Source organism: Variovorax sp. WDL1, from assembly GCF_001541225.1.
In the GTDB taxonomy this organism is placed as follows: domain Bacteria; phylum Pseudomonadota; class Gammaproteobacteria; order Burkholderiales; family Burkholderiaceae_C; genus Variovorax.
This window is the reverse complement of the sequence record NZ_LMTS01000103.1, coordinates 1-14,321: the sequence shown is the minus strand read 5'-3', so window position 1 is coordinate 14,321 and position 14,321 is coordinate 1. Positions and strand designations below refer to the sequence as shown.

The window sequence follows — 14,321 nt, the reverse complement described above, 5'->3', positions numbered from 1 at the left end:
GTGACTCGCCCGCCGGGGCGAACTCCCGGCCCCAGCCTCACAACAAGCACACCACAAGAACAAGGCGACAGGACAGCACTCATGACCCCGTCTCCTGACGCACCCCCGCCTCCCCCCCAAACCCGAACAGCGCCTCGAACTGCTCATCCTGCGGCAACCCTTGACTCGTCATCCCCGGCCCTCGCTCGCCCCCCGGGTCGGTGAACCACAGCGAGTGCCCCACCTCCGGCAGCGCCAGCGGCGAACGCTCTCCCGCTGCCACCTCGGCCCCGTAGCCGGCGAACAGCTCTTCAAGACGGGCATCGAACCGCAGCGCATCCAGGTCGTGCTCCAGCCCCTCGAGCGCAGCCTGCGCGGCCAGGGTCCACCAGAGCTGCGTGCGCGCCAGCACTTCGCCCTCCAGCGCGGTGCGCGAGGACACCAGCTCGGCCGTCAGCGTCAAGGGGAAGTAGCGCCCGGCGCTGTCGACCGAGGGCATCAGCACGCCGAGCCAGCTGGGCGCGCCGATCACGCCCTCGCCCAACACGAAGCACCACAGCGGCGCCTTGAGGTAGCGTTCGGTCCAGTCGGAGCGCCGCGCACGGAGCCTGGCGAAGCCGTTCTGCAGCCAGCGGTCCCACGCATCGCGGAACACGAGGGGCATGCGGCGCTGGGCGAAGTCGCCCATGCCGGGCAGCTTGCCGAACCAGCCCGGAGCGGCGGTGGACCGCACGTCCTCGTTCACAGCCCCTCCGGACAAGCAAACTCGCGCAACTCGCGCAGGCGGATCGGATGCTGCACGCTGTTGGTCGTGACCTCGAAACGGGTCTTGCGCGCGCCGACCTGGAAGGTGATGAAGAACTTCTCCGGCGCGTCGCCGGCCTCCAGCTGCCCATCGTCGAGCACGCGGAACAGCGCCCATGGCCCATCCACCGCCATGCCCGACGGTCCGCTGGCCGAGGGCGGGGCGACCTGCACCCGCACCTGGTTGCTGCCCTTGGGGCCAGGCCACTGCACGGCCATCGGCACCACCGGGCCGTGCGCGTACTTCACCAGCTGGCCATCGACGTCGAGGATGAACTGGGTGATGCCGGCATCCATCTCCACCGGCTTGAAGTCCAGCCGCATCGCGGGGGTGCGGCCGGCGGCACGAAAGAAGATCTCCTTGATGCGCGCGGCACGCTCGAACTGCGCGACGGCCTGCGCCGTGATCGCGCCCTGCTCCGCCACCGGCCTGTAGCGCCAGGGCCGGGTGCTGGTGTCGACCAGCGCGGCCAGGCGCTTCTGGAAGAACTCGTCCATCAGCCCCCCGGGGCCGAACATCTGGCCGAAGTCCTCGGGCAGCACGTCGCGCTTGCTGCCCAGCACGAAGGGATAGCGCCCGGCGATCGCGCGGTGGCAGAACTCGGTGACCGGCCGCAGGTCCAGGCTCAGGCTGCCGCGCTCGGCCAGGCGGGCCTGGGTGGCGCCCGACTGGCTCAGGTTCTCCACCATCGAGCGCACCGGCTCCGGCAGGCGGCCGGCATCGGACTTGAGCTTGCCCGCGACGTCGCCGGGCGGCGGCGAGGTGCGGCTCTTGACCGCGGTGTCGACCGCCGTGAGGTAGACGTAGACCTCGTTGAAGAGCTTGAGCGCGTCGTCGATGGGCGCGGGGCCGCCGGGCGTGGGCGAACTGACCATGCGGCGCAGCGGCTCGAAGCGGTCGTCCACGATGCTCTCGATGCGCTTGCCCGTGGCCACCGGCTTGTTGGGGTCGCCGCCGAACAGTTCCTCCAGGCCCTTTCGGGTGTTGCGCACGGTCTCGCTGGCCTTGGTGACGACGTCCCTGCCCTGCTGCTCGGCCGGCGTCAGCGTGGTCTCCTTGACCACCGCGCGCAGGAAGCTGGCGAGCGGCGAGCCGACGCCCGAGAGGATGCGCGCGTTCTCGATGTTCTTCTCGAGGCCGGTGGCGCGCACCAGGCGCACGTCGGCCAGCAGGGCCTCCCACACCTTCGCGTATTCCTCGAGGTAGAGCCGGCGCACGCGGTCGGTCAGCGCGCCCAGCGCGGCGGCGTCGCGCAGCCGGTCGGCCGCGCCGCGCTCCTGCCCGAGCACCCACGGGTCCTCGCTGGCCAGCAGGCCGGTGACCACCGTCACCTCGTTCTGGAATCGCTTGTGGTAGCCGTCGTAGGTGAACATGCCCGGCACGCCCTCGGCGAGCGGCTTGCCGCTGGCACGCTCGAAGACCAGCGGGCCGGCGGGCCCGGCGGCGGCGGCGACGCTGAAGGGCGGGATGTCCTTGCCCAGGCGCTGGCGCTTGAGGCGGCTGAAGACGCGCTGCTCCAGCGGGTAGCTGGCGAGCACGGCGCGCACGTTGCGCACCAGGGCCTCGTCCATCTTGAGCGGCGAGCGCGGCGGGCCCTGCGCGATGAGCACGTCGAGCTGGTCCTCCAGCAGCTTGCGCTGGTCCTCGGGAATGCCGCGGTCCAGGTTGCGCGCCCAGTCGAGCGTGATCCAGGCCTTCAACGCCTCGGCGTCGAAACGGTCGGGCTGGTGCAGCATCAGGTAGGTCTTGAGCGCCTCGTAGCTGAACTCGAGGTTGTCCTTCTGCGCGGTGCGCAGCTGGTCCTCGATGCGCTTCGCCAGTTGCGGCAGGAAGACCTCGTTGAGCGCGCGCTGGTGCGCCAGCATGGCGGCGGCGTCCAGCTTGTCGCCCTGGTAGAGCCCCAGGGTCATCGACAGGGGTTCGTCGCCGTCGCGGTTCTCGGGCACCTTCCAGATGTTGCGCAGGCCCTGCAAGACGGGCGCGACCTCGACCAGGTTCGACACGCGCGCCGGCAGCGCGGCCAGCTGCTGGCGCGCGGGCGCGATGCGCGCGTCGACCGCCTTCAGGTACTCGAGGTTGCGCCAGCCGCTCCAGCCCCAGCCGGCCAGCAGGGCGAGCGTGACCCCCGCCATCGCCGCCAGCCCGGCCACGCGCAGCGCATGGCGGCGGCGCTCCAGCTTGACGTCGGCGCCGGCCAGGCGCTGCTCGGGGAAGACCACGTCGCGCAGCAGAGAGGTGAGGAAATAGCTGCGCCCGCTGCTCTTCTGCGGCGGCAGCATCGCGCGCTCGAGCCCGAAGCTGCGCGAGAGCGCGCCCATCACGCGGTCGATCGGGCTGCCCTCCTGCGTGCCGCTGGTGAAGTAGACGCCGCGCACCCACGGCGGCTGGGTGAAGCGCGAGCCGGTGAACACCTGGTCGAGCAAGTCCGCGAGCAGCGGCTCGATGGAACCGAACTGGGCCGGGAAGCCGAAGATCGCGGCACGCCGCGCGCCCTCGGTCTCGCGCTGCATGCGCTGGATCAGCGCATCGTTGACACGCCCATGCAGCAGGCCGAACTCGCGATGGAAGGCGTCGGCGAGCCCCTTCTCGTCGACCAGCGCGCCCTCCTGCGCCGGCAGCGTGAAGCCGAAGACCTGCGCGCGCTGCTCCTTGCCGAGGTCGGCGAAGTACTCGGCGAAGCCGTAGAGCAGGTCGCTCTTGGTGACCAGCACATACACCGGCAGGCGCGTGGCGAGCTTGGCGTCGAGCTCCAGCAGCCGCGCGCGGATCGAGGCTGCGAGCGTGCTGCGCGCCTCGGCGTTCTGCGACAGCAGGTCCTGCACGCTGACGGTGAGGAACACGCCATTGAGCGGGCGCCGCGGGCGCGCCTTCTTCAGCAGGCCGAGGAAGCTCTCCCAGGCGCCCTTGTCTTCCGCCTGGTGGCTGTCCTGGGTGGTGTAGCGGCCGGCGGTGTCGATCAGCACCGCGTCGTCGGTGAACCACCAGTCGCAGTTGCGCGTGCCGCCGATGCCGCGGATCGCGCCGGGGCCGAACTTCTCGGCCAGCGGGAAGGACAGGCCGGAGTTGACCAGGGCCGTGGTCTTGCCTGCGCCGGGCGCGCCGATGAAGACGTACCAGGGCAGGTCGTAGAGGTAGCTGCCGCCCGAGAGCGAGAGCCAATCGCGCCAGCCCGGCTTGCGGCCGGCCGCGTGCAGGCGCATCTTCTTGAGCGTGGCGACGGCTTCGGTGAAGCGCGCATCCAGCACCTTGCGCTCGCCGCCGTCGTCGGCCGTGGCGGCGGCGGGCGCGGCCTGGGACTTCATCAGCCCGTCGGTGAGGTGCTGGCTGGCCTTGCGCACGCGCCAGCGGCGCCAAGCGGCGCGCAGCAGCACCAGCAGCACGACGACGCCGATCGTCACGGCGCGCGCGAGCTCGCTCTCGAGCGGCGCCAGCTCGCCGATGCGCACCAGCGGCCCGATCCACCAGACCAGCAGCGCGACGACGACGAGCGCCAGCAGCGACAGCAGCACGGGATGGAAGAGCCATCCGAAGAGCTTCTTGATCATCGCCTGGCCTCCGACAGCTCGGCGGCGACGCGTTCGGGCGGGGCGAGGAGCACGATCTCCACGCGGCGATTGCGCGCACGGTTGGCGGGCGTGTCGTTGGCCGCGACGGGCTCGGCGTCGGCCTTGCCGTCGGAGCGCATGCGGGCCGGCTCGACCAGGGTGGAGAGCGCGCCCTTCACCGCGTCGGCGCGCGCGGCCGAGAGATGCCAGTTGGAGGGATAGCGCATCGAGCGGATCGGCTGGTTGTCGGAATGGCCGGTGATCAGCACCTCGCCCTTGACCTCGGCGAGCGCCTGTCCGATGCGGTGCAGCACGGGCAACGACTGCGCCATCGGGTCGGCGCTGCCGGAGCCGAAGAAGCTGTCGCCGCGCAGCCGCACGGTGCTGCGGTCGGCTTCGTCGGTGACGGTGACCAGGCCCTGCCTGATCTCGGCCTCGAGGAACTTCGCGAGCCGCGGCGACTTGGCCAGGATGGCCGGCGGCGCGATCTGCACGTTGGGCACGCGCAGGCTGGAGACGGCCGCATAGGTGGCGTCGGAACGCTGGTTGAGCGCCAGCCGGAAGCCGAACCAGGCCAGCGCCAGCAGCAGCGCGAAGCCTGCCGCGAACACCCAGATCGGCAGCGACTCGCGCAGCCGCACGGTGCCGGCGGCCTGTCCGCGCCAGTGCGGCGAGAGCTCGGGCTCGACCGGCGGGCGATCCTTGGCGATCAGCTCGGCCAGGCGCTGGCGCACGCTGTCGAGCTGGGCGCGGCCGTTCTCCACCACGCGGTAGCGGCCCTCGAAGCCGAGCGCCAGCACGCTGTAGATCAGCTCCAGCAGCGGGCGGTGGGTGGGCACGTCCTGCGCGAGCCGGGCCAGCAGCTGGAACACCTTCTCGCCGCCCCAGGTCTCGTTGTGGAACTGCACCAGCAGGCTCTGCTTGTTCCAGCCGGCCTGCGCGCCCCACGGGGTGTTGGCCACTGCCTCGTCGAGCGCGGTGCACAACACGTAGCGCGCCGCCATTACCGAGTCGTTGGCGACACCGGCGCGGCGCACGGCGGCATCGAACTGGTTGACGGCGTCGGCGGTGGAGGCGCGCAGCGCCGGCACGTTGGGCGCGTGCACCATGTTGCGCAACTGGCCCATCAGCACCAGCAGCTTGCCGGCCGCCGAGACCACCGGATTGAGCAGGCCCAGCTCGCCGAGCTCGGCCGGCAGCGGCTCGCCGCCCATGGGCGCCGGCGGCGGCAGCGGCGCGGCACCGCCCGGCGCGCGCGGCTTGGGCTTGATGACGGTGCGCTCCGACTCGAAAGCGGCGAAGGGGTCGGGAGTCGTCATGATCGAATCGCCCAGAAGGCGAGGTCCAGGCCGGGGAAGTCGCCCGCGATGTGCATCGCCATGCCGCCCGACTGCTCTAGCTGGCGCCACAGGTCGCTGTTGCGCGTTTCGAGCTCGAAGTAGTTGGCGCCGGCGTGGAAGGGGATCTGCCGCGGCGCCACCGGCAGCGGCATCAGCGTGACGCCCGGCAGCGCGAGGTTGACCAGATCGCGGATGCGCTCCACCGGGCCGATCTTGACCTGCGTGGGGAAGCGCGCGCGCAGCGCCTCGCCGGGCATCTGCGCGTTGACCGCGAGCACGAAGGTGGCGTTGCGCTGCAGCTCCACGTCGGGGATCAGCGCTACGCGCACGCCGTGCTTGCGGTCGTGCAGCTCGATGCGGATGGCCGACTGCTCCAGCACCATCGAGAGGCTGCGGCGCAGGTCGTCCATCAGCGGCTTGAAGCTCATCGCGAGCTCGTCGTGCACGTAGGGCGGAAAGCGCGCCACGCGGCGCGCATCGCGGAAGCTCGCGAGGTCGCCGGCCAGCGCCAGCGCCTGCTCGAAGAAGCGCTGCGGGTGCAGCGTCGCGCTCTTCGCGAGGTGCGCGAACACCGCCTCGTTGCGGTTGACGGTCTGCAGCAGCAGGAAGTCGGCGATCTCGGCCACGCCGCCGGTGCCGCCCTGCGTCATGCGCCCGGCCAGCGCCTCGCCGCGCTGGCGCAACAGGCCCAGCAGCTCGTCGAGCCAGCCGCGGGTCGCGGGATGGGCGGCCACGTCGAGCAGGGGCGGCAGCAGGGCACGGTCGAGCTGCACCTGGTTGTCGGAGCGGCGCTCGACCACGCGGGCAATGTTGAGCGTGGTCCAGGCGTCGGTGGCGTCGACGGCGCGCAGCAGGCGCGCATTGAGCGCGCCCAGCTGCAGCATGGCGGTGCGCTCGCCGGCGGTGTTGGAGTCGGGCACCTCGGTCTCGAGCACGCGGTGGCGCACCAGGTCCTCGTAGGCCTCGGCATCGGCCTCGCGCGCGCCCGCGCGGCGCAGCGGCAAGGCAAGAACCACCGCCTCTTCGCGCATCGTGGATGGGATGTCGATGGGCTCGGGCAGAGGATCCACCGCCGGCATGTCGAACACCGTGCCGTCGCCGAACACGCCCACGGCGCGGACCAGCGCCAGCTTGCCCAGCGTGAGCGCGGCGGCGTCGATCTCCAGCTCGGCAAATCCCCAGGCATAGGGCGCGGTGGTCCGCAACAACAGATGCCGCGCATGGTCGGCATGGCGCTCGCTTTGCTGCAGGTGCTGGGGCTGCAGCAGCATCCCCTCGCTCCAAACCACTTTAGTTCGCCAGGTCATCCACGCTCCGTCGATGGCGGGCCGTCCCGCCGGGGTAGGAAACATCTAGTTTCCGGCGGCATCGGTGCGCGGCAAATCTGGCTAATGGCCTAGGGTGGCGGGGAAGACTAGTGCGAAGGGGCTAGGCGCCGCGCCGACGCGCAGGCGTCGAGCACGACTCCTACGGCTCCTACAATGGTGCCGTGCAGCAACTTGGTCGCAATGTCCATCTCGAGCCGGGACTCTCCCGGGTGAGCATGCTGCCGCGTGGCTACTTCTGCTCGGTCACGCCGCCCTGAGAGCCGAGACGACCGCTCCAGCCGAGCCTGGCGCGCACGCGCCCCCTCCCCATCGTTCGAGCACCGCCCAGTGCGGTCGCTGCACTCCTTTCTTCTGCATGAATTTCAAGACATCCTTCAGCCGGGACTGGCTCTCCAACATTCGTGGCGATGTGCTCGCCGGCACGGTTGTCGCGCTCGCCCTCATTCCCGAGGCCATCGCCTTTTCCATCATTGCAGGCGTGGACCCCAAGGTCGGCCTCTACGCATCGTTCTGCATCGCCGTCGTGATTGCCTTCGCGGGTGGACGCCCCGGAATGATTTCCGCTGCGACGGGTGCCATGGCGCTCGTCATGGTGACGCTGGTCAAGGACCACGGCCTGCAGTACCTCCTGGCCGCGACCGTGCTGACCGGCTTGCTTCAGATCGTCGCCGGATGGCTGAGGCTCGGCGTCCTGATGCGCTTCGTCTCGCGCTCGGTCATCACCGGCTTCGTCAACGCCTTGGCGATCCTCATCTTCATGGCCCAGTTGCCCGAGCTCATCGGCGTGAGCTGGGTCGTCTACCCCATGGTCGCCGCCGGGCTGGGCATCATCTATCTGTTCCCCCTGCTGACAAAGGCAGTGCCTTCCCCGCTCGTGTGCATCGTCGTGCTGACGGCCGTGGCGATGGTGTTGAAGCTGGACATCCGCACGGTGGGCGACATGGGCCAGCTGCCCGACAGCTTGCCGGTGTTCTTGCTGCCCGAGGTGCCGCTGAACCTCGAGACCCTGCGCATCATCCTGCCGTACTCGCTGACGCTCGCGGTCGTCGGCCTGCTGGAGTCGATGATGACCGCATCCATCGTCGACGATCTGACCGATACCCCGAGCAATAAGAACCGCGAGTGCGCAGGCCAGGGCATTGCCAATATCGCGTCCGGACTCCTTGGCGGCATGGCGGGCTGCGCCATGATCGGCCAGTCGGTCATCAACGTGAAGTCCGGTGGGCGCGGGCGGCTTTCCGCACTGGTCGCCGGCGTATTCCTGCTCATCCTGGTCGTATTCCTCGGCCACTGGGTGAAGCAGATTCCCATGGCGGCACTGGTTGCAGTCATGGTGATGGTGTCCATCGGCACCTTCAGCTGGGAGTCGCTGAAGAATCTCCGCAAGCACCCGCCGAGCTCGAGCATCGTGATGGTCGCTACCGTCGCCGTGGTCGTCGCGACGCATGACCTGGCCAAAGGTGTTTTTGTCGGCGTACTGCTCAGCGGCATCTTCTTCGCGCACAAGGTCGCACGGGTGCTCCACGTCGCCAGCGAGAGTACCGCGGGGGGAGACGCGCGCACCTACACCGTCGTGGGCCAAGTCTTCTTCGCCTCTGCCGGCGCTTTCACATCGAGCTTCGATTTCAGGGAAGTCCTCCAGAGGGTCCGCATCGATGTCAGCCGGGCTCACTTCTGGGACATCACCGCTGTAGACGCCCTGGACAAGGTTGTGATGAAGTTCCGGCGCGAAGGCGCAGGGGTGGAGGTCATCGGTCTCAACGAGGCCAGTGCAACCCTGGTGGACAGGTTTGCGGTTCACGACAAGCCTGACGCGATCGAGAGGCTGATGAGCCACTGATGAGCCACCTGATGAGCCACCGAGGAGACAAGATGAACAAGGTGATTGCCTGCGTGGATGGCGCGGCCTGCACGATGGCCGTGAGCGACTATGCCGCGTGGGCGGCTCGGCGCCTGGAGATTCCGCTCGAGTTCCTGCATGTGCTCGACCGCCACCCGGAGCGCGCGCCGGTCGCCGACCTGAGCGGCAGCATCGGGCTGGGAGCCCAGGAATCGTTGCTGGAAGAACTCGGGGCCCTCGACGAGAAGCGCAGCATCCTGGCGCAACGGCACGGGCGCGAACTTCTTGATGGGCTTGTGCTGCGTGCGAGGAACGCCGGGCTCGCACAGGTCGAGGGCCGCCAGCGCCACGGCAGCCTGGTCGAGGCGACAGGAGACCTGGAGCCGCAGGCGCGCCTTTTCGTGCTGGGGCAACACCACCGCGGTGACAACACGGGGATGCTTCATCTGGACCACAACGTCGAGCGCGTGGTCCGGGCCGCAAAGCGCCCCGTGCTCGTAGCGACAGCGGCGTATGCGGCGCCGCAGCGGTTCGTCGTTGCTTTCGATGGCAGCGCCGCCGGCCGACGCATGATCAGCGAGGTCGCAAGGAGTCCGTTGCTGCGAGGGCTTCATTGCACGGTGCTCACGGTCGGTGACGAGACGCCGAGTGCCCTCGCCGAGCTCGATGGCGTGCGCGACCAACTCGTCGGCGCGGGATTCGAGGTTTCAACGTCGATGATTGCCGGAGAGCCCGAGGCCGCGCTGCCGGCATACCTGGCGGCCCATCCGATCGGCCTGCTCGTCATGGGCGCCTATGGGCACTCGCGCGTCCGGCACCTCATTGTCGGCAGCATCACGACCACACTTCTGCGAACGAGCCCTGTGCCAGTGCTCGTCCTTCGTTAGGTACGGGCGCGCGCGACGGCGGGCACCGGCCCACTCACCGGGCCGCGCCGGCGCCGGTCGCGAAGTTGAAGGTCTTCTGGAAAGGCGTGCCGTCGTTGGTCCCGGCGACATTCACCGTGTAGCTGGTGTTCGGCATGAGGGACGCGTCGGGAATGAGCACCGCCTGATGGGCTGCCAGTACTGCGTTCGGATCGCTGTCCTTGGTCAGGGGCGGCCTCAGCGCGACGGGCGTGCGACCGGACAGCGTGGTCATCGTGGCGGAGGAGATCGCGAGCGTCTGGCCGCTTCGCACGGCGACCACCACGCCCGGCCCGAGCGGGCTGGCCCGCAGGTCGCGGCCTGGCACCGGGTTGGGCGTCTCATTGGTGATCTCGTAGAAGACACCGGTCGTCCCTTCGCAGGGATAGGTGAGCACCTGGTCGCTCGCGGGCTCCTGGCGGCCGGCCGAGCGAGTGAAGCCGAGGTTGAACTGCTGCACTGTGCGCGGCCCCCTGCTGGCGGTGGTGCCGAGCTGGTCGCTGCCGCGCAGCGCGATGCCGACGTCGCGATACCCGCTCAGCATGCCCAGCTGGTGGTAGGGCAGCGCGAGCAGCGCCCGCACGCCGAAGACGCCCGTGCCGGCGATGGAACCCGAGTAGAACAGGCTCGAGATCTCCTCGCCGACGCCGCCGGCCACATAGCCCGCGGCCGAAACCCGGTCCAGGGGGGTGACGCCGGTGAAACCGGGCGTGCCCGTGACTTCGGTGTGGCTCAGCTGGTTGTTCAGGATCTGCCAGTCCGCATGCGCCTGCGCTGCCGCGTCGAGCTGGGCGTTCTGCGCGACCAGGCCGAACCCGCAGCGCCCGCGCTCGGCGTTCAGCAGCTCGAAGGCTTGGCGGCCTTCCGAGCCTGCGCCGTAGGTGTCGGGCGGGACGGACGCGACCAGCGTCGAGGGTTGCACGCCGTCACCGGGAGTGGACGTGGTCGCCGGCGGCGGGGCGGCAGGCGCGCCGGTGTTGCTGGCGGGCGTCGAGGTGAGCGCCGGCAGCGCGCCCCCGCCGCCTCCGCCACCACCACCGCCGCCGCAGGCGGCAATGGCTGCGCAGGAAAGGGCCGCAAGCGCACGGCTGATCGCGTTGTAGGAAGAGAGCTGGAACGGGCGGCAATTCATCGTTACATCACCTCACGCGGCGCCACGCCGCCCTGTCAGCGCGACGCCATCGTTCGTGTAAGGACGGCGCCACGGCGCCTTCGAGCAGCACAAGCTGTTCCTACAACGGCGGGCCGTTCGGCTCACAGAATGGGAAGCCGGGCTTCACAGGAGAAAAGGCATGCTTAAGAAATCCCCGATGTGTGGGCGATGTCCTTGGCCGCTGAGAGCTGTACGCCCTGCAGGTTCACCGCACCGCCTCGCAGCACGACACCGCCCTGGCTGCTGCTGATGGTGCTGAGGACGGCGGTGTCAGCGCCGATGTCGATGCCGGTGCCGGAGGCCTTGTTGCCTGGACTGCAGGGCAGCTTGTCGGCTTCGAAGGCGCTGACCGATGCGGCCGCCACCAGCGGGGCTCAGCCCATAGGCCTGCGCAAAGGTGGTCCCGGCGCTCATGAGCGCCGCGTACTGCTCCTCGTCGTTCTGGAAGCCATCCAGGTAGCGGTAACCAGTGAGCTGTGCAATCTGTTCGCGGATGAGCCTCTGTTCGTAGAAGCCGTCGCCCAGGCGCTTCTGCACGAGGTCGGCATCGAGGCCGAGCCTGTCCAGCAGGTAGTCGCTGTTGAGCCAGCTACGGTAGTTGGCGAAGCGCGGATCGGTCTCGACCAGGTAGCGGCTGCTGCGATTGGCGCGGGTGCTGAAGAGGCTGGCGTTGGGGACCGCGGTGCCGATGGCGTCCTTGCGCGTGACCGCCTCGGCACCGGCGCCGCTCCCCTTGTCACCTAGATTCGTTCCAGAACCATTCGAAACCGCGCTCCCGATCTCGAATCGCACGCACATCTTCGTACTGAAACGATAGGACAAACTGCATGCATGTCCTATCCGTCAAGCGCGTCAGGAACGTCTTGATAGTCGCCACGGCTTCGTCGTACATTGAGTTGTTGATCCGGAATGAAAACTCGCAGGTCACGACAAATTTGCACCCATGCTTACCCTCCGCGATGATTTCGTTCCTGCTCCGCAGCGGTGCCCACTGAGCTTCGGCGAAAACCTCCCCATTGCCCAAGGCCCCCCACAGCGTGCGAGGCCTATGTTCATCAAGGCGCGGCATGCCCAACTCATACAAGAGGGCCTTCGCCACCTCCCAGTCTGCCTCACTCCCGTCAACTTCGAGGTACATGTCTAACGCCATCTTCACCATCCCGCATTGAATGTTGTGACCTTGCCATCCTTAATCAGGATGAGATTCCTCAGGCCTCCGACAGGATTTCGTTGTAGAAACTGAGCCACCTCGGAAGCACTGAGAGGAGAGTCCGCCAGATTGACAACGACGTTTGGCGCTTGATATGTCCGTGTCTCGGCAGGATTCGCCTTCTTGTTGATAGCGTCCCAGATGCTTTGAACGTTACCCGAGTTTGGAGAGTAAACGTCGGCGACCTCGCCGTTAATTTTCAGGTCCGGCTGTTTCATTCTCGTAGCCCCACTATTATTCGGAAGCTGCTCAACGTTCAGGCCATGCTCGGACAGGGTTTGCGCTGCTTCGTTTTGCCGCGTGATGCCGCGGATATCCTCTGCGGCGGCATTGGCACGAGGTGCTTCCGGCTGCCCCTTCAGAGTACCCGGTCCGGCGGGCAATTCCCGCTCACTAAGCAATGCCCTCGCATCATCAACCGTAACGCCTGCCCCTTCGTATGGGCCTGTACGGACCGGCCCCCTCGTCGTCAGCACAGTCGATGCACGCTCCAGTGCTCCGCCTACCGTTCGCACAGCTCTGCCGCCGATGGCTCCCCCCAACAAGAACTCCTCAACGGTATAGTCGCGAACCGCTCCACCGTTGACGGCGCCCAGGTAAGTCAACGTCGCGGTGTTTCGATTGGCAATCTGCTGACGCTCAGCTTCAGTCGAAGGGGTGTTGAGCAAGTAGCTATTGGCGCGCTGCTCGGCGGTCGCGTTGAATGCGATGAGCGACTGCCCTCCGGCCTGTACGGCTTCACCGTACATGTTGGTGATCGGCCTGCTCTCATTCGCCAAGCCAGCAACCACGCGATCCGCAGCGGCCGCATCGGCCAGCGCCTGCGAAGCCGACAAGGTGCCTTGCAGTCCAGGCTGATCAGTGCCTGCGACGGCGGCGACATATGCGTCACGGTTGGCTTGGCCGTTGTCATCCACACGAGCCAGCGCCGCTTGCGCGAGCTGGTTGTACCAGTAGGTTTCCGCCTTGGCCTGTTGCTCCGGCGTCAGCCGGTCAAAGCCTTGGATCTGTTCGCGCGCAATACGCTTGGCCTCCTCCCTGAGCCTTCCACGCTCTGTCGGATGCAGCTGCCGGTTGTTGATGTCGACGCTATAGGCACTCGCTGCCCCCGCTGCGCCTCCCACCGTCGCCCCGATCGCTGCCGCCGTCACGGCGCCCAGTGCCTGCGCCACCGGCGTGGGCAAGCCCATCTCCGCAATGGCGTCGCCAACGCGGGGCATCAAGGCCGCACTGGCTCCCGCTCCAAGCGCACCGGCTACTCCGCCGCTGAGCGCACCCGCAGCCGTGTGCAGCGTCACGCGGTACTCGCCGCCCTCGTCCCAACGAGCCGCTTCGGCTGGATCTCTGCGCGCCAGCGCCACGTCGCGCTGCCTATCGGCATAGGTCCCAATTTCTCTCGCGGCGTTCTGATTGAACTGATGCGTGATCTGCGCTTGCGCCTGCACATCGCGCACGATGGCTTGCGTGTTCCAGTCCCTCACCAGCGTGCCGGCACTCGCGTTGTAGCCGGTACTGACCGACTGGTCTCCGGCGATGCCGCTGATGCCGCTGCGCGTGGTGCTGTTCTGATCGCCGCCCGAGTCACTGCCCAGGCCGGCACTGCCGCTCGGCGGGACAGCCCATTGCCCATCCTTGGGATCCAAGGAAGGCGTCGCGCCCGCTGCCGTCGTGTAGCCCAGGCTCACCCCACCGCTGACCGCATAGCTGCTCCCGTTCGAACTGCTCACGTTCTGCAGGTCACTCATCGTCAGCGCCCCGCCGGTCTGGAAGCTGTTCTTCCCCGCGTCGATCGCGGCCTGCGTGCTCTCGATGACGGCCCCCCTCAGATGGGTGTCGCCCCTCACGTTCACATCGAAGCCCCCATCGCCCGCCTTGATGCCAGCCTGTGTGTTCGGGCTGATGAACACCCCGTCGCCCTCGGCACCGGCAGCGCTGCCGCCCACGGTGGCCACAGCCCCGTAGCAGATCGGCGGGATGCACAGGCTCACGTTCAGGCCGCTGCTCGATTGCCGGGTCTGGCCCACGCTCACGTCCTGCAGGCTCTCGATGTTCAGGTTGCCGCCCACGTCGGCAGCGACGCGGTTGCCATCGACCAAGGCACCGCGCAGCGCGAGGTCGCCGCCGCTCGTGATGTTCACGGCCTGGCCGCCGCTCACCTGCGTGGCGTTGAAGCGGGTGCGCGAGACGCCTGCGGGCGAAGGGGTCTGGATGTTGAC

At 68.4% G+C, this 14,321-nt stretch carries 10 protein-coding genes; 2 read left to right on the top strand and 8 right to left on the bottom strand.

The features are described from left to right. Nucleotides 1-79 precede the first annotated feature (79 nt). Genes tagF through tssK form a run of 4 tightly spaced genes read right to left on the bottom strand, consistent with a single transcriptional unit; the run spans nucleotide 80 to nucleotide 6,976 of the window. Nucleotides 80-724, bottom strand: coding sequence for a type VI secretion system-associated protein TagF (gene tagF, locus APY03_RS15070; RefSeq protein ID WP_068678008.1), 645 nt, complete (start codon nucleotides 722-724; stop codon nucleotides 80-82). Continuing rightward, a complete protein-coding gene (tssM, locus tag APY03_RS15065; RefSeq protein ID WP_068678007.1) occupies nucleotides 721-4,329 on the bottom strand; it encodes a type VI secretion system membrane subunit TssM in 3,609 nt (1,202 codons plus the stop codon). The genes tagF and tssM overlap by 4 nt, the downstream gene beginning before the upstream one ends. Next, complete coding sequence (locus tag APY03_RS15060; RefSeq protein WP_068678006.1) at nucleotides 4,326-5,648, bottom strand: DotU family type VI secretion system protein; 1,323 nt, start codon at nucleotides 5,646-5,648, stop codon at nucleotides 4,326-4,328. The genes tssM and APY03_RS15060 overlap by 4 nt, the downstream gene beginning before the upstream one ends. Beyond that, complete coding sequence (gene tssK / locus APY03_RS15055; protein ID WP_068678005.1) at nucleotides 5,645-6,976, bottom strand: type VI secretion system baseplate subunit TssK; 1,332 nt, start codon at nucleotides 6,974-6,976, stop codon at nucleotides 5,645-5,647. The genes APY03_RS15060 and tssK overlap by 4 nt, the downstream gene beginning before the upstream one ends. Before the next feature lie 376 nt (nucleotides 6,977-7,352). Between tssK and APY03_RS15050 the strand changes: the two genes are divergently transcribed. Further along, complete coding sequence (locus tag APY03_RS15050) at nucleotides 7,353-8,837, top strand: SulP family inorganic anion transporter (RefSeq protein WP_068678004.1); 1,485 nt, start codon at nucleotides 7,353-7,355, stop codon at nucleotides 8,835-8,837. A 32-nt stretch (nucleotides 8,838-8,869) separates the two neighbouring features. Continuing rightward, nucleotides 8,870-9,724: a universal stress protein gene (locus tag APY03_RS15045; RefSeq protein ID WP_068678009.1), complete on the top strand. Its 855-nt coding sequence runs from the start codon at nucleotides 8,870-8,872 to the stop codon at nucleotides 9,722-9,724. A 34-nt stretch (nucleotides 9,725-9,758) separates the two neighbouring features. Here APY03_RS15045 and APY03_RS15040 read toward each other — a convergent pair whose 3' ends face one another. The 4 genes from APY03_RS15040 to APY03_RS43815 all read right to left on the bottom strand — a co-directional run. Continuing rightward, the gene (locus tag APY03_RS15040) at nucleotides 9,759-10,874 is read right to left on the bottom strand and encodes a CAP domain-containing protein (RefSeq protein WP_068678003.1); all 1,116 of its coding nucleotides are present in this window, start codon (nucleotides 10,872-10,874) and stop codon (nucleotides 9,759-9,761) included. A 291-nt stretch (nucleotides 10,875-11,165) separates the two neighbouring features. Next, nucleotides 11,166-11,687, bottom strand: a complete 522-nt coding sequence (locus APY03_RS42480) for an S-layer family protein (RefSeq protein WP_146041327.1) — start codon at nucleotides 11,685-11,687, stop codon at nucleotides 11,166-11,168. Further along, nucleotides 11,632-12,033, bottom strand: a complete 402-nt coding sequence (locus APY03_RS15030) for a hypothetical protein (RefSeq protein ID WP_157103406.1) — start codon at nucleotides 12,031-12,033, stop codon at nucleotides 11,632-11,634. Before APY03_RS15030 ends, APY03_RS42480 begins: the two co-directional genes overlap by 56 nt. Nucleotides 12,034-12,047: 14 nt before the next feature. Beyond that, the coding region (locus APY03_RS43815; RefSeq protein ID WP_232324281.1) for a hemagglutinin repeat-containing protein at nucleotides 12,048-14,321 on the bottom strand (2,274 nt) is incomplete at its 5' end.